Source organism: Streptomyces sp. NPDC048248, assembly GCF_043201875.1.
Taxonomy (GTDB): Bacteria; Actinomycetota; Actinomycetes; order Streptomycetales; family Streptomycetaceae; genus Streptomyces.
The window spans coordinates 517,476-532,078 of the sequence record NZ_JBICZL010000004.1 but is presented as its reverse complement, the minus strand read 5'-3'; the positions used below and the strand labels follow the sequence as shown (position 1 = coordinate 532,078).

Sequence of the window (14,603 nt, the reverse complement as noted above, 5' to 3'; positions counted from 1 at the left end):
AGCGGGGGTCGGGCCGTGGGCCCGGCCCCCGTTCGCCGTGCGGCCCGGGTCGTCAGCCCTTGCTGATCGGCCAGGCGATCAGCCGCGGGTAGGTCCACAGCTCGCCGCGGGTCGCCTTCACGGTGGCGATGATGGCGCAGACGATGGCGGCGATGCCGTTGGCCGCCATGATCCCGATGACGGTCAGCAGCGGGACGGCGAGCCCGGCGCTTGCGCGCTGGGCCTCGTCCGCTGCGACCGAGAAGATGATGCCGCTCGCGACGTACAGCACCACGCCGATGACCGTCATGATGGCCTGGGTGATGCCGAGGTTCAGCGCCTGGGTGGCGTGGTGGCGGACGTAGGGGTCGTGCTGGTGGCGGTCGTTGCCCCGGATCGTCATGGGGGCGATCCAGCCGGTGACGGCGCCGATCCCGCAGCACATCGCCGAGCCCACCGTGATCGTCAGCAGCGCGCCCAGATGGGCCCACATCGCGGGGCTCGTCGACGGCGAGGGCGGCTGGGGGCCGTAGCCGGGGCCGTATGCGGGCCCGGTGGGGTACCCGGGCGCCGGAGGAGGCACGGCCGCACCCGGGTAGCCGTAGCCGCCGGGCGGTACGCCGGTGTCCCACCCCGGCTGCGCGCCGTACGGCTGCTGCGGTCCGCCCGCCTGGGGCCCGTAGCCGGACTGGTGGTAATCGGACATCTCTGCTCACCCCGTGATCGCTGCGTGCTGCCGCGTCGTGGCCGTGCATCGGCAGGCCCCGCGGCTCGTGCCCGCTGAGACTACGGGACCTGACGGACCGTGGCCCCTGCCGGGACGGGGCGACTGCGCTCCCGGAAGGCGAAGGCCGCCAGCACTCCGCCGAGCAGCCCGAAGAGGTGCCCCTGCCAGCTGATGCCGCTGTCGGTGGGCAGCGCGCCCCAGACGATGGAGCCGTAGACGGCGGCGACGACCACGCCGATGCCGATGTCGAGGAGCTTGCGGTCGATGAAGCCGCGCACCACGAGGTAGCCGAAGAGGCCGAAGACCACGCCGGAGGCGCCGGCGGTGTTGCTCAGCGGCGGCGCGGTCAGCCATACGCCCAGGCCGGAGGCGAGGATGATCAGCAGGACCACAGCGAGGAAGCGGCGCACCCCGCTGCGCAGCGCGGCGACGAAGCCGAGCAGCAGCAGCGGCAGGGTGTTGGCGCCGAGGTGCCCGAAGCCGAAGTGCAGGAAGGCGGACGGGAGCACATCGACCAGTTCTGCGGGCTCGCGCGGCTGGATCCCGAAGGAGTCCAGGGCGTTCCCGGTGGCGACGTCGACGCCCTCCAGCAGCCAGAGCAGTGCCACCCAGCCCAGCATCAGGCAGATGGCGGGCTTCGCGCGTCGTGTCATCTCCCGGCCCTCTCTTCTCTCCCGGCGGGCCGCCCGGTGGCGGCTTCGCGGGGTGCATCGTTAAGAACGGCCGTGAAGGGGTCCGTGGTTCCGCCGGATAGGCTCGATGCGTGGAGCCGCCGCACAACAACACCAGTCAGCAGGCCCCCGGCCGACGCCGCCCGTGGGTCGTGGGGATCTCCGGCGCGTCCGGGACGCCGTACGCGGCGGCCGTGCTGCGCGGGCTGCTCGCCGCCGGGGAGGCGGTGGATCTCATCGTCAGCCGGGCGTCGCGGCTGACGTTGCTGGACGAGACCACGATCGCGTTCCGGGACGCCCATTGGCGTACCGACCTGCGGCAGTGGCTGGCCCGTGGGGCCGACGGGAAGCCGGACACCTTCCCGGTGACCGAGGCGTCGCTGGCGGATGTCCGCCATTGGGCGGCCGGAGACCTGGCGGCCGGGCCGTCGTCGGGTTCGTATCCGGTGAAGGGGATGCTGATCGTCCCGGCGAGCACGGCGTGTGTGGCCGGGGTGGCGCTGGGACTGTCGAAGGATCTGCTGCAGCGGGTGGCGAGCGTGACGCTCAAGGAGCGGCGTCGGCTGGTGGTCGCGGTGCGGGAGACCCCGCTGAACGGACCGACGCTGAAGCAGCTGGTGACGCTGGACGAGGCGGGCGCCGTGGTGCTGCCCGCCTCTCCGGCGTTCTACGCGGGGGCGACGCACATCCAGGATCTGGTGGACTTCGTCGCCGGCCGGGTGCTCGATGCGGCCGAAGTGCCGCACGGGTTGTACCGGCGTTGGGAGGGGGAGCTCGGGGGTGGCTCCAAGGAGGAGGCCCCGGACGCTTCCTAGCGCTTCTTGGCTGCGGCGGCGCGGCCGAAGCGGCGCCGGGCCCGCGGGGCCGCGGGCTGGTGGGCACGGGAACGATTGGCCTGGTCCTGCAGCTCGCGCATGCGGGCGTAGGCCATCTCGATCGAGTACACGGTGACAACTCCTGTGAGATCGTCTGTGATCGTTTGAAAGATTTACAGGGTCCGAGGCCCTGTATGCCTTAGATTCTACATGCAGAACTCGAAAATGCGTAAAGATTGGAAGGCTTGAGGGCATGGACGCGGTGGATAGGCAGCTCATCCAGGCACTTCGCGAGAACGGCAGGGCCTCCTATGCGGAGCTCGGCCGGCTCGTCGGCCTCTCCGGGCCCAGCGTCACGGACCGGATCAACCGCCTCGAAGCGGCCGGTGTGATCACCGGGTACCGCGCGACGGTCGACGCCGCGTCCCTCGGGCTCGGCGTCACCGCGCTCGTCGGCATCTCACTGTCGGACGCGGCCGACCACGAGGACGTCGCGCGCCGGCTGCGCGACCTCGCCGAGATCGAGGACTGCTGGTTCATCGCCGGTGACGACTCCTACATGCTCAAGGTGCGGGTGGGCGACGTCGACGGCCTGGAGCGCACCATCCGGCGGCTGTCCGGCACCAAGGGCGTCTCCCGCACCCGCACCACGATCGTGCTCTCCACCAAGTGGGAGAACCGCGTCGGCGAGCTGCCCGAAGAGGCCGAATAACCCCGGCGGCACGACCCGCACACCGGGCGGACGGAGCGGGGCCAGGGGGCTCCGTCCGCCCCGGCATGCAGGGAGTAGGCTCGGCGAAGCTCGTTTTGGCACAGAAATGCCAGAGATACGGCAGAGATACGGCAGATACGGCAGAGGTACGGCCGAGACACTGGGAGGCGACCGGATGGCTGCGTCGATGGATGTGGGCCTCAAGCGCGAGCTGGAGGCGAAGGTCCACGCCGGGGAGCGGCTGACCCGCGAGGACGGTATCGCCCTCTACGAGTCCGACGACCTGGCATGGCTGGGCGGTCTCGCCCACGAGGTGCGCACGCGTAAGAACGGCGACGTCGTGCACTTCAACGTCAACCGTCACCTCAACATGACGAACGTGTGCACCGCGTCCTGCGCCTACTGCTCCTTCCAGCGCAAGCCGGGCGAGAAGGACGCGTACACGATGCGCATCGAGGAGGCCGTCCGCCTCGCCAAGGCGATGGAGGGCGAGAACCTCACCGAGCTGCACATCGTCAACGGCCTGCACCCGACGCTGCCGTGGCGCTACTACCCCCGCTCGCTCAAGGCCCTCAAGGAAGCCCTCCCGCAGGTCTCCCTCAAGGCGTTCACCGCCACCGAGATCCACCACTTCGAGACCATCTCCGGGCTCGACGCGAGTGAGATCCTCGACGAGCTGATCGACGCCGGCCTGGAATCGCTGACCGGCGGCGGCGCCGAGATCTTCGACTGGGAGGTGCGCCAGCACATCGTCGACCACGCCACCCACTGGGAGGACTGGTCGCGTATCCACCGCCTGGCACACCAGAAGGGGCTCAAGACCCCGAGCACCATGCTGTACGGGCACATCGAGGAGCCGCGCCACCGCGTGGACCACGTGCTGCGGCTGCGTGAGCTCCAGGACGAGACCGGCGGCTTCCAGGTCTTCATCCCGCTGCGCTACCAGCACGACTTCGTGGACATGCAGGACGGCAAGGTCCGCAACCGCCTGCAGGCCCGCACCACGATGGCGAGCGGCGCCGAGGCGCTGAAGACCTTCGCGGTCTCCCGCCTGCTCTTCGACAACGTCCCGCACGTCAAGGTCTTCTGGGTGATGCACGGTCTGCAGACCACCCAGCTCGCCCTCCAGCACGGCGCCGACGACATGGACGGCTCGGTCGTCGAGTACAAGATCACGCACGACGCGGACAACTTCGGTACGCCGAACAAGCTCACCCGCGACGACCTGCTCGACCTGATCCGCGACGCCGGCTTCCGCCCCGTCGAGCGCAACACCCGCTACGAGGCCATCCGGGAGTACCCGGGACCGGACCCCGAGCGCCGCGAATCGCCGCAGCCGATGCGCCTGTGACCAGGCCGATGTCCGCTCTGTGAACCTTTCGGAACACGGTCGGCGGGGAGAGTTAGGGTCCGGGTCATGAGCGTGCGCTTCGACCTGGACCCTTCTGTCACCCCCGAACTGCGGGACGGGATCTGCGCGCTCTGGGCGGACGTCTCCAATGCCGGCGGCGCGGTGGGCTTCGTACCGCCGGTCACCCGCGAGGACATACGCCCCGACCTGCTCAAGCATCTGACGGCGATGGCCCAGGGGCGCGAGCGGCTGGTGGTGGGCCGCGACGAGGACGGCCGGGTACTGGCGACGGCGTTCCTCACGCTCAACTCCCACCGCCTGATGCGGCACTGGCTGTGGGTCTACACCGTGATGGTCCACCCCTCCCTCCAGGGACAGGGCGCCGGCCGCGCGCTCATGACCGCGGTCGCGGACTCCGCCCGCGGCATCGACGGCATCACCGCCCTGCGCCTCACCTGCCGCGGCGGCACGGGCGTCCGCCGCTTCTACGAAGCCTGCGGCTACAAGGAGGTCGGCCGCGTCCCCGGCGCCATCAAGGTCGCCGACGGCGACTTCCGGGACGACATCACCATGTGGCTCGAACTGGCCTGAGGCTTGGGCCAGGGCTCTTCCGGGCCGGGACGGGGGCCGGGAAGATCGCTTCCGGGGCTGTGCTTGACTGGACGGAGACCCTTTCGGTTGCCGTTGAGAAGAAGGTCCCGTCCGTGAGTAGCCCCAAGTTCGCCACGCTCCGCTACACCGCCCTTCGCATCGGCCTGTTCATCGCCTCGTTCGCCGTCGTCTGGGTGCTGGCCTACTTCCGGATCATTCCGCTCGGCATCGGCAGGGCCAACACCGTGTGGCTGCTGCTGCTCGCCATCGTGATCTCCGCGCCGCTCAGCTTCGTGCTGCTGCGCAAGCAGCGGGACGCGATGTCCGAGCAGATCGTGACCAAGGTCGACCGCCAGCGCGACCGGCTCGCGGCCAACCGCAGCCAGGAGGACGGGCTGCTGTAGTCCCGCCCCGGTCCTGACGGCATCCCCCTGAGGCAGCCGGCAGAACCCGGGTAAGACACCTCACACACGACAGGCGCCCGGCCGTGGAGTTCCGCTCCACGGCCGGGCGCCTGCCCCGTTCTGCCCGAAATTCTCCGGCGGGGCCCGCCGTGACCCAAAGATCTTCTTTGGGTTCCTCAAAGTTGAAGTGTTAACGTACGCGATGTGAAGACTGCAGCAGCGCATCCGTTCCCCACGAGCATCCCGCTCGTGGCGCGCCTGCATGTCGATCTTTGCCGCTGTGTTTCCGCGGCCTGTTGTCGCCGTTGACCAGATCGCAGCGGCCGGAGATCCTACGGACCTCCTGGCGCCCATCGCCGAATCCCGAAGTCTCGATTCGTACCCGGAGTGTGTCCGTTGTCCACGTCTGCCGAGACCTCTGCAGCGCCAGAGGCCCCCAAGACCCCCAAGTCCTCCCGAATACCGAAGATCCCGTTCTGGGCGCAGATCCTGGCCGGTCTCGCCCTGGGCGTACTGCTCGGCTGGATAGCCAAGAGCGGTGACGTCGGCTGGCTGACGTCCACGCTCCAGCACATCGGCGACCTCTTCGTCCAGCTGCTCAAGCTGGCCGTCGCCCCCCTGGTCTTCTTCGCGATCCTGGTGTCCATCACCAATCTGCGGCAGGTCAACAACGCCGCCCGGCTCGCCACCCGCACCCTGCTGTGGTTCATGGCGACCTCGCTGATCGCCGTCGCGATCGGCCTGGCCATCGGCCTGCTGACCAACCCCGGCGCCGGCACCGGCCTGACCCCCAAGGACGGCAAGGCCCCCGAGGAGGCCGGCTCCTGGATCGACTTCCTGACCGGCATCGTCCCCACCGACATCATCACGCCGTTCACCGAGCTCAACGTCCTGCAGATCGTCTTCATGGCCGCCGTCGCCGGTATCGCGGCGCTCCAGCTCGGCGAGAAGGCGCAGCCGGTCCTCAACATCAGCCGCTCCGTCCTGGAACTGCTCCAGAAGGCCTTGTGGTGGGTCATCCGCCTCGCCCCGATCGGCACCGTCGGCCTCATCGGCCACGCCATCGCGACGTACGGCTGGAACCTCATCGGCAAGTACGCGACCTTCACCGTCGACATCTACGTCGGCTGCGCCCTGGTGCTGTTCGGCGTCTACCCGCTGCTGCTCGCGACGGTCGCCAAGGTCAACCCGGTGCAGTTCTTCAAGGGCGCCTGGCCCGCGATCCAGCTGGCCTTCGTCTCCCGCTCCTCGGTCGGCACCATGCCGGTCACCCAGAAGGTCACCGAGCGCCTCGGCGTGCCGAAGGAGTACGCCTCCTTCGCGGTGCCGTTCGGCTCGACGACGAAGATGGACGGCTGCGCCTCGATCTACCCGGCGATCGCCGCCATCTTCATCGCCCAGATCTTCGATGTGCAGCTGGGCGTCGGTGAGTACATCCTGATCGCCTTCGTGTCGGTCATCGGCTCCGCCGCCACCGCGGGTCTGACCGGTGCGACGGTCATGCTGACGCTGACCCTCTCCACGCTGGGCCTGCCCCTGGAGGGCGTCGGCCTGCTGATGGCGATCGACCCGATCCTGGACATGATGCGCACGGCCACCAACGTGGCCGGGCAGGCGGTCATCCCGATCCTGGTCTCCGCCAAGGAGAAGATCCTGGACCGCGACGCCTACGCCACCGCGGCCGGCACCGGCCTCGACGGCGACGCCGAACCGGAGCAGGCGGCCACCGCCGTGCCGGCCACGGCCGGCGTGAGCTGACCCGGTAGACACCCCACGGCGCCCCCGCAGCCCCTACGGCTGCGGGGGCGCCGTCGTGCTGCCGGGGAGCAGGGCCAGGTCCGCCGCTCCCGTGTGCGCCAGGATCGCTTCGGCCAGCGGGCCCTGGACGGCCGGCGGCAGCGCATGCCCCATGCCCGCAATCTCGACCAGGTGGGCGCCCCTGACGCACTGCGCGAGGTGCTGGGCATGGGGCGGCGGGAAGACCGGTTCGGCGGGGGCGCATACGACGAGGGTGGGCACCTCGTTCTCGGCGAGCCGGTCCGTACGGAGCATTCCGCCGTCGTCCGCCCGGCCGTGCGCGGTGTTGGTCCTGTGGTGCCCCGTGTGCGCGATGACCCGTTCCTCCAAGGCGCGGAAGTATTCGGCGTCAAAGGGGAGTTGATCGCCGGCGAGCACCCGCCAGTGGGCGATCCGCCGCTCGATCTCCGCCGCCGGGCCGTGATCCTCGACCGGGCGGGCCCACATCTCCAGCACCTCGGGCGCGATGCCGGGGAGCTCGCCGGCCGGGACCGTGCCGCCGTCGGGCCGGGTGTAGGGGGCGGTGCTGAGGGCGAGGGTGCCGAGGAGGGTGGCGCTGAGCACCCGGTCGGGGTGGTCGGCGAGCACCATCTGGGCCAGCATGCCGCCCAAGGACATGCCGACGACGTGTGCCTGTGCGATCCCCAGCCCGTCCAGGACCCTGATCGCGTCCTCGGCGAGGTCCGCGATCCGGTAGGGCCGTTGGTCGAACGCCCAGGTCGAGCGGCCGGTGTCGCGGTGGTCGTAGCGAATGACCCGGTGCCGTGCGGCCAGCGCGTCGACCAGCGGCTCCGGCCAGCCGACCCCACTGGCCTGGGCGCCCATGATCAGCAGGAGCGGGGGTGCGTCGGGGGCGCCGCGCTGCTCGGTCCACAGCCGGACGCCGGGGGCGGCGTCGATGAACTGCTGCATGGCCTGTCCTCCGGAAGGTGGGTCAACGCGACGAGACGTATCGTCTCGCCATCGCCTCGTCACGTCAAGACCGAGGGTCGGGGAGCGCGGAGATCGTAAACTTACTTGGCAGTAATGGGGCGGGACGGAAGGACATTCAGGGTGGGAGCTGTGAAGAGCAAGCGGATGCCGCGGGCGGTGCGGGAGCGGCAGATGCTGGACGCCGCGGTGCTGACCTTCGCGCGGCGCGGCTACCGCGCGGCCTCCATGGATGAGATCGCCGAGGTCGCCGGGGTCTCCAAGCCGCTCGTCTACCTCTACCTGAACTCCAAGGAAGAGCTGTTCAGCGCCGTCATCAAGCGGGAGTCCGACGCGCTGGTGGACGCCGTCGTCGCCGCCGTCGAGCCGGACGGGCCGGCCGACCGCCGGCTGTGGAGCGGGCTGCAGGGGTTCTTCGCCCACACCGCCGCGCATCCGGACGGCTGGGCGGTCCTGCATCAGCAGGCCCGCACCCACGGCGAGCCGTTCGCGCGCGAGGTCGCCGCGATGCGCGCCCGGATCGTCGACTTCGTGACCGGCCTGATCGGTGCGACGGCGAAGGAGGCCGGCTGCGCGGGCGAGTTGGCCGACCGGGAGGTGGCCGCCCTCGCCCACGCGCTGATCGGCGCGGCCGAATCCCTCGCAGAATGGGCCAACGGCCCCACCGGCGAGGGGGCCACGGGTGAGCTTCCCCGCCCGACCGCCAAGGAGACGGCGGCCACGCTGATGAACTTCGCCTGGGCGGGACTCGGCCGTCTGAGGGCCGGCGAACGCTGGACGCCGGGGGGCTGAGGGCGCCTGCCCCTCGGTCCGCCCTGACGCCCTACGGCGTGCGGACCTCCCCGCTGAGGTGGAGCCGACGCCGGTCGGGCGGGCCGCCGTGCAGACGGAACGCGGTGCCCCGGCCGTCGTCGCTCGGCCCTTGGGCGTACGAGACGGTCGCGGGCAGCAGTACCGGAGCGCGGAACTCGGCGCCGATGCGGAGAGTTGCGGCGCCGGAAGGGACGGCTTCCGCCGCGCAGCGGGCGAAGGTCCACATGCCGTGGGCGATGGCGCGCGGGAAGCCCAGCAGCCGGGCGGTGAGCGGGTGCAGATGGATCGGGTTGTAGTCGCCGGAGACGCCGGCGTGACGGCGGCCGAGGTCCGCGGCGAGCTGCCATTCGGCGCGTACGGGGAGGTCGGCGGAGGTGTCGGCGGGTGCGTCCGGGGCGTTGCCGGAAGTGGGGTCGGCCCGGTCGGCGGCTGCCCGGTGGCGGGCCAGATAGCTGCTGCGGTCGGACCAGACCAGCCGCCCGTCGCGACGGGCCTCGGTGGTCATCACGACTTCGGTGCCACGCCGGTGGGTACGCAACTCCGCTGCGTAAACGGCGAGTTCGAGCCGATCCTTGAGGTGCAGCGGGGCCCGCTGGTCGATCGTGATGCCGGTGTGCACCAGCCCGAGCAGCGGCAGCGGGAAGGCGCGGGCGCTCATCAGGCGGGCGGCGAGCGGGAAGCCGAGGATGTGCGGGTAGGTGACGGGCAGCGGTCCGGTCGCCGGGAAGCCGCAGAGCCGGGCGTACGCCGCGACGGCCGCCGGGTCGATCCGGGCGGCGGGCAGGACCAGGCGGGTCGCCGGCAGCGCGGAGTCCGGGTGCGGGCGCTTGCCGATGCCGGTCAGGACGCCCTTGCCGAGGGCGGGCATCAGGCGCGGCGCACGGCGCAGCGGCACGGTGTCGGCCGTGGCCGGCGCGGCGGGGCGGGGCGCGTCGCTCATCAGGCACCCAGCAGGCTCTGCCCGCACACGCGGACGATCTGGCCGTTGACCCCGGAGGAGGCCGGGCTCGCGAGCCAGCTGATGGTCTCTGCGACGTCGACGGGCCGGCCGCCCTGGCCGAGCGAGCTCATCCGGCGGCCCGCCTCGCGGATGAACAGTGGCACCGCCGCGGTCATCCTGGTCTCGATGAAGCCGGGCGCGACCGCGTTGACGGTGACGCCGTGCCGGTCGGCGGCCCGTGGCGCCAGCGAGCGGACCAGGCCGATGACACCGGCCTTGCTCGCCGCGTAGTTGGTCTGCCCGGTGTTGCCCGCGATGCCGGCGATGGAGGCGGTGCCGATGACGCGGCCGGTGTCCCGGCGCAGGGCACCCGCAGCCAGCAGGTGGTCGGTGGTGCGCAGTACCGCGCCGAGGTTGACGTCCAGGACCGAACTCCAGCGGTCGCCGGGCATGTTGGCGAGTCGCCGGTCCCGGGTGATCCCGGCGTTGTGGACGAGGATGTCCAGGCCGTCGGCGGGGAGCGCGGCGGCGATCCGCTCGCCCGCGTCGGACGCGGTGATGTCGAGAGGCAGGGCGCTGCCGCCGAGCTGGCCGGCCACCTCCGCCAGATCGGTCTCGGCCTGCGGGACATCGAGGCAGATGACCTGGGCGCCGTCGCGGGCCAGCGTCCCGGCGACGGCGGCGCCGATGCCGCGGGCGGCACCGGTGACCAGCGCGGTGCGGCCGGCGAGCGGGCGCGTCCAGTCGTCCGGTGCGGTGTGCCGGGACGCGCCGATCTCGATGACCTGGCCGCTGACGAACGCGGACCGCGGGGAGAGCAGGAAGCGCAGGGTGGATTCGGCGGGGTCGGCCGACCCCGGTGCCAGCCGCAGGAGTTGAGCGGTTCGCCCCTTGCCCAGTTCCTTGCCCAGGGAACGGACGAAGCCCTCCAGCGCCTGCTGGGCGGCGGCCTGATGGTGGTCCAGCGGGTCGGGCACGGCGCCCAGGACGATGACGCGTGCGTGGTCGTCGAGGTCCCGTACGACGGGGTGCAGAGCGGCGTGCACCTCGCCGAGGGCGGCCACGTCGGTGACCCCCGTCGCGTCCAGGACGACGCCGGAGTGGCGGGTGCCCGGGGCGCGGTCGGTGTGCACCGTCAGGCCGGTACGGGCGAGGACGGCGGCCGGGTCGGTGGTGGACCTGCCTGCGGTCAGGTGGAGTACCGGCCCGTCCAGGCCGGGGTGTTCGGCGCTCCAGCGGCGCAGCGGCGTGGGCTGCGGCAGGCCGAGTCGGCGGGCGAGGAATCGGCCGGGGCGGGAATTGGTGAGACGAAGGTAGTGATCGGGCATTGGCCAACTCCTGGTCCTCGCGTAAATTTACTTCGAAGTAAGGTTACTGTCGGGTCAGGAGTTGGTCGAGGATGCGGAACCGGGATCGGTCAACCGGCGGCACCATCCGGCGGGTTGCCGTCATCGGGGGCAGCCGGATCCCGTTCGCGCGGGCGGACGGCCCCTACGCCGCCGCGTCGAACCAGGGCATGCTCACCGCGGCGCTCAACGGCCTGGTCGAGCGGTACGGCCTGGCCGGCGAGCAGGTCGGCGAGTTCGTCGCGGGCGCCGTGCTCAAGCACAGCCGCGACTTCAATCTCGCCCGCGAGACCCTGCTCGGCTCCCGGCTGGACGCCCGTACACCCGCCTACGACATCCAACAGGCGTGCGGCACCGGGCTCCAGGCCGTCATCGCGGTCGCCAACAAGATCGCGCTGAGCCAGCTGGAATGCGGCATCGCCGGGGGCACGGACACCGCGAGCGATGCCCCGCTGGGCATCAACGACGCGCTGCGCAAGATCCTGCTGGCCGCCCGGCGCGCGACATCGACGGGCGACCGGCTCCGCCAGATCGCCCGTATCCGGCCGCGGCACCTGCTGCCCGAGATCCCGCGCAACGCCGAGCCGCGCACCGGCCTCTCGATGGGCGAGCACGCCGCCCGCACCGCGAAGGAGTGGGGCATCGAGCGTGCCCCGCAGGACCAACTGGCCGCCACCAGCCACCAGCGGCTGTCCGACGCGTACGACCGCGGCTTCCTCGACGACCTCGTGGTGCCCTTCCAGGGCCTGGTGCGCGACCACCAGCTGCGCCCGGACTCGACGGTGGAGAAACTCGCCACGCTCAAGCCGGTGTTCGGCACCGGCCTGGACGGCGCCACGATGACGGCGGGCAACTCGACGCCGCTCACCGACGGCGCGGCGACCGTCCTGCTGGCGAGCGAGGAGTGGGCCCGTGAGCGCGGGCTGCGGCCCCTGGCCTATCTGACCGCGTACGAGACCGGCGCGGTGGACTTCGTCGACGGCGACGAGGGGCTGCTGATGGCTCCCGCGTACGCGGTGCCGCGGATGCTGGAGCGGGCCGGCCTGGGCATCGAGGACTTCGACCTGATCGAGATCCACGAGGCGTTCGCCTCGCAGGTCCTCGCCACCCTGGCCGCCTGGGAGAAGCAGGGGCTCGCGCCGGTTGACCGGGCCCGCCTCAACGTCGCCGGCTCCTCGCTCGCCACCGGCCACCCCTTCGCGGCCACCGGCCCCCGCATCGTCGCCACCCTCGCCAAGCTGCTCGACGAACACGGCCCGGCGCGGGACGGCGGTCCCGTCCGCGGGCTGGTGTCGATCTGCGCGGCCGGCGGGCTGGGGGTGACGGCGATCCTGGAGCGGGCCGAGGAGGAGTGACGACACCTGCCTTTCACCGGCCCTGTCGGCCGACACCCCGAGAGCCCGCTCAGCCAGAACCGACCCGTAGGCCGGGAGAGCGCCCCCACCGCGCCCGCCTCGCGACGAACGCACCGTGCCCGCAAGAACAGCCGTGCCGTGCCGTCGTCCGCTCCGTCAGTGCGGGAGCCCCCGGCGGCCGGCTCCACTTCGTCCGAGAGATGAGGAGCCGCTCGTGTTCAGCCAGGACAGCCAGGACAGCACAGCCCCCCGATCAGCCACCGGCCCGGCCCCTGGTGGCGGCCCCGCCGAGCCGGAGAAGACCGTCGTCGACGGCGTCGTGCGCGAGGTGTCGGTGCCCGCGCTGGTGCCGCCGGTGCCCACCGGTTCGCTCGGCGACCTCCCCTTCGCGAACGCCACCGAGGCCCCCGGCGACATCGTGCTGGCCCGCAAGCAACCCAGCGGCGCCTGGCGGGACATCAGCGCCGCCGAGTTCGCCGCCGAGGTCCGCGCGGTCGCCAAGGGCCTGATAGCCCACGGCCTGCGGCCCGGCGACCGGCTCGCGATCATGGCCCGTACGACCTACGAGTGGACCCTCGTCGACTTCGCCGCCTGGGCCGCCGGCCTGGTCACCGTCCCCCTCTACCCCACCTCCTCCGCCCACCAGGCGCAGTGGATCCTGCATGACTCCGGCGCCACGGCCTGCGTCGTGGAAAGCGTCGAGGAGGCCCGGCTGATCAGCGGGATCCGCGGTGAGCTGCCCGGCCTGGCGCACCTGTGGCAGTGCGACGCCGGCGCCGTCGCTCAACTGGTCTCGGCGGGGCGCGCGCTGCCGGACGCGGAGGTCGAGCAGCGGCTTGCCGCGGTCGGCCCGGACGCCCTCGCCACCCTCATCTACACCTCGGGCACCACCGGCCGTCCCAAGGGCTGTGTGCTCACCCACGCCAACTTCTTCGCCGAGGTCGACAACGCCGTCGCGCTGCTGCACCCGGTGTTCACGTCCGTCAGCGACGAGCCCGCCTCGACGCTGCTGTTCCTGCCGCTGTCGCACGTCTTCGGCCGCATGGTCGCCATCGGCTGTCTGCGGGCCCGGGTCCGCCTGGGCCACGCGCCCAGCATCCAGACCGACGAACTGCTCGGCGATCTGGCCACCTTCCGGCCCACGTTCCTGCTGGCCATTCCCTATGTCCTGGAGAAGGTCTACAACACCGGGCGGGCCACCGCGGAGAAGATGGGCCGGGCCGCCTCCTTCGACCGGGCCGCGCGGATCGCCCGTTCCTACGGCGAGGCGGTCGAGGCCCGGGAGCACGGCACCGGCCCCGGCCCGGGTATCGGCCTCAAGACGGCCAGAAAGCTCTACGACCCCCTGGTCTACCGCCGCATCCGGGACGCCCTCGGGGGCAAGGTCCGCCACGCCATCTGCGGCGGTTCCCCCCTGGGGCACCGGCTCGCCGCCTTCTACTCCGGAGCCGGCATCGAGATCTTCGAGGGCTACGGGCTGACCGAGACCACCGCGGCGGCGACCGTCACCCCGCCGCTGCGCCCCCGGATCGGGACGGTCGGACGGCCGCTGCCGGGCACCGCGGTACGGATCGCCGAGGACGGTGAGGTGCTGCTGCGCGGTGGTCAGGTCTTCGCCGGCTACTGGGACGCGGAGCTGGGCGCGGCCAGGCCGGCGACCGACCGCGGCTGGTTCGCGACCGGCGACCTCGGCGCGCTCGACGCGGACGGATACCTCACCATCACCGGCCGCAAGAAGGAGATCCTCGTGACGACGGGCGGCAAGAACGTCGCCCCTGCGCCACTGGAGGACCGGCTGCGCGCGCATCCGCTGGTCGGCCAGTGCATGGTGGTCGGCGACAACCGCTCGTACATCACGGCGCTGCTCACCCTGGAGCCGGACGGGCTCGCGCACTGGCAGCAGATGCACAAGAAGCGGGACGTGCCACTCGTCGAGCTGGTGCGCGACGAGCGGCTGCTTGCCGACCTCCAGCACGCCGTGGACGACGCCAACAAGCTCGTCTCGCGCGCGGAGTCGATCCGCCGGTTCGCCGTGCTGCCGGTGGACTTCACCGAGCAAACCGGGCATCTGACCCCCTCCTTGAAGCTCCGGCGGGCCGCCGTCGCCCGCGACTTCGCCAAAGAGATCGAGGGGTTGTACCAAAGGACCTGACCCCGCTCTGGAGTCCACGC

The 14,603-nt window shown here is 71.6% G+C and carries 15 protein-coding genes; 9 read left to right on the top strand and 6 right to left on the bottom strand.

Translation table 11 applies throughout. The features are described 5' to 3' along the window. Window positions 1-52: 52 nt before the first annotated feature. Window positions 53-685, bottom strand: a complete 633-nt coding sequence (locus ACGFZW_RS11285) for a DUF4870 domain-containing protein (protein ID WP_393892788.1) — start codon at window positions 683-685, stop codon at window positions 53-55. A gap of 80 nt (window positions 686-765) precedes the next feature. Further along, window positions 766-1,359 (bottom strand): rhomboid family intramembrane serine protease, encoded by a 594-nt coding sequence (locus ACGFZW_RS11280; protein ID WP_393892787.1) that lies wholly within the window; start codon window positions 1,357-1,359, stop codon window positions 766-768. A 110-nt stretch (window positions 1,360-1,469) separates the two neighbouring features. Between ACGFZW_RS11280 and ACGFZW_RS11275 the strand changes: the two genes are divergently transcribed. Next, entirely contained in the window at window positions 1,470-2,192 is a 723-nt protein-coding gene (locus ACGFZW_RS11275; protein WP_393892786.1) for a UbiX family flavin prenyltransferase, read from the top strand. Here ACGFZW_RS11275 and ACGFZW_RS11270 read toward each other — a convergent pair. Then, complete coding sequence (locus ACGFZW_RS11270) at window positions 2,189-2,323, bottom strand: hypothetical protein (protein WP_393892785.1); 135 nt, start codon at window positions 2,321-2,323, stop codon at window positions 2,189-2,191. The genes ACGFZW_RS11275 and ACGFZW_RS11270 overlap by 4 nt on opposite strands. A gap of 122 nt (window positions 2,324-2,445) precedes the next feature. On the opposite strand from ACGFZW_RS11270, the gene ACGFZW_RS11265 reads away from it, so the two are divergent. The 5 genes from ACGFZW_RS11265 (at window position 2,446) to ACGFZW_RS11245 (ending at window position 7,008) form a co-directional block, all read left to right on the top strand. Beyond that, complete coding sequence (locus ACGFZW_RS11265) at window positions 2,446-2,904, top strand: Lrp/AsnC family transcriptional regulator (RefSeq protein WP_006604791.1); 459 nt, start codon at window positions 2,446-2,448, stop codon at window positions 2,902-2,904. Between the two features lie 187 nt (window positions 2,905-3,091). Next, entirely contained in the window at window positions 3,092-4,255 is a 1,164-nt protein-coding gene (mqnE, locus tag ACGFZW_RS11260) for an aminofutalosine synthase MqnE (RefSeq protein WP_393892852.1), read from the top strand. A gap of 66 nt (window positions 4,256-4,321) precedes the next feature. Further along, window positions 4,322-4,846, top strand: a complete 525-nt coding sequence (locus ACGFZW_RS11255; protein ID WP_393892784.1) for a GNAT family N-acetyltransferase — start codon at window positions 4,322-4,324, stop codon at window positions 4,844-4,846. Between the two features lie 113 nt (window positions 4,847-4,959). Next, window positions 4,960-5,250, top strand: coding sequence for a DUF4229 domain-containing protein (locus ACGFZW_RS11250; protein ID WP_393892783.1), 291 nt, complete (start codon window positions 4,960-4,962; stop codon window positions 5,248-5,250). Window positions 5,251-5,646: 396 nt separating this feature from the next. Next, the gene (locus tag ACGFZW_RS11245; RefSeq protein WP_393892782.1) at window positions 5,647-7,008 is read left to right on the top strand and encodes a dicarboxylate/amino acid:cation symporter; all 1,362 of its coding nucleotides are present in this window, start codon (window positions 5,647-5,649) and stop codon (window positions 7,006-7,008) included. A gap of 33 nt (window positions 7,009-7,041) precedes the next feature. On the opposite strand, the gene ACGFZW_RS11240 is transcribed toward ACGFZW_RS11245, so the two are convergent. Continuing rightward, window positions 7,042-7,959 (bottom strand): alpha/beta fold hydrolase, encoded by a 918-nt coding sequence (locus ACGFZW_RS11240; RefSeq protein WP_393892781.1) that lies wholly within the window; start codon window positions 7,957-7,959, stop codon window positions 7,042-7,044. A 141-nt stretch (window positions 7,960-8,100) separates the two neighbouring features. On the opposite strand from ACGFZW_RS11240, the gene ACGFZW_RS11235 reads away from it, so the two are divergent. Continuing rightward, window positions 8,101-8,769, top strand: a complete 669-nt coding sequence (locus tag ACGFZW_RS11235; RefSeq protein WP_393892780.1) for a TetR/AcrR family transcriptional regulator — start codon at window positions 8,101-8,103, stop codon at window positions 8,767-8,769. A 31-nt stretch (window positions 8,770-8,800) separates the two neighbouring features. Here ACGFZW_RS11235 and ACGFZW_RS11230 read toward each other — a convergent pair whose 3' ends face one another. Both ACGFZW_RS11230 and ACGFZW_RS11225 read right to left on the bottom strand, forming a co-directional pair. Further along, window positions 8,801-9,730, bottom strand: a complete 930-nt coding sequence (locus tag ACGFZW_RS11230; protein WP_393892779.1) for a MaoC family dehydratase — start codon at window positions 9,728-9,730, stop codon at window positions 8,801-8,803. Next, the gene (locus ACGFZW_RS11225) at window positions 9,730-11,058 is read right to left on the bottom strand and encodes a 3-oxoacyl-ACP reductase (protein ID WP_393892778.1); all 1,329 of its coding nucleotides are present in this window, start codon (window positions 11,056-11,058) and stop codon (window positions 9,730-9,732) included. The genes ACGFZW_RS11230 and ACGFZW_RS11225 overlap by 1 nt, the downstream gene beginning before the upstream one ends. Before the next feature lie 71 nt (window positions 11,059-11,129). On the opposite strand from ACGFZW_RS11225, the gene ACGFZW_RS11220 reads away from it, so the two are divergent. Further along, window positions 11,130-12,431, top strand: a complete 1,302-nt coding sequence (locus ACGFZW_RS11220) for an acetyl-CoA C-acetyltransferase (protein WP_393892777.1) — start codon at window positions 11,130-11,132, stop codon at window positions 12,429-12,431. Between the two features lie 214 nt (window positions 12,432-12,645). Beyond that, window positions 12,646-14,583, top strand: coding sequence for an AMP-dependent synthetase/ligase (locus ACGFZW_RS11215; protein ID WP_393892776.1), 1,938 nt, complete (start codon window positions 12,646-12,648; stop codon window positions 14,581-14,583). Window positions 14,584-14,603: the final 20 nt, after the last annotated feature.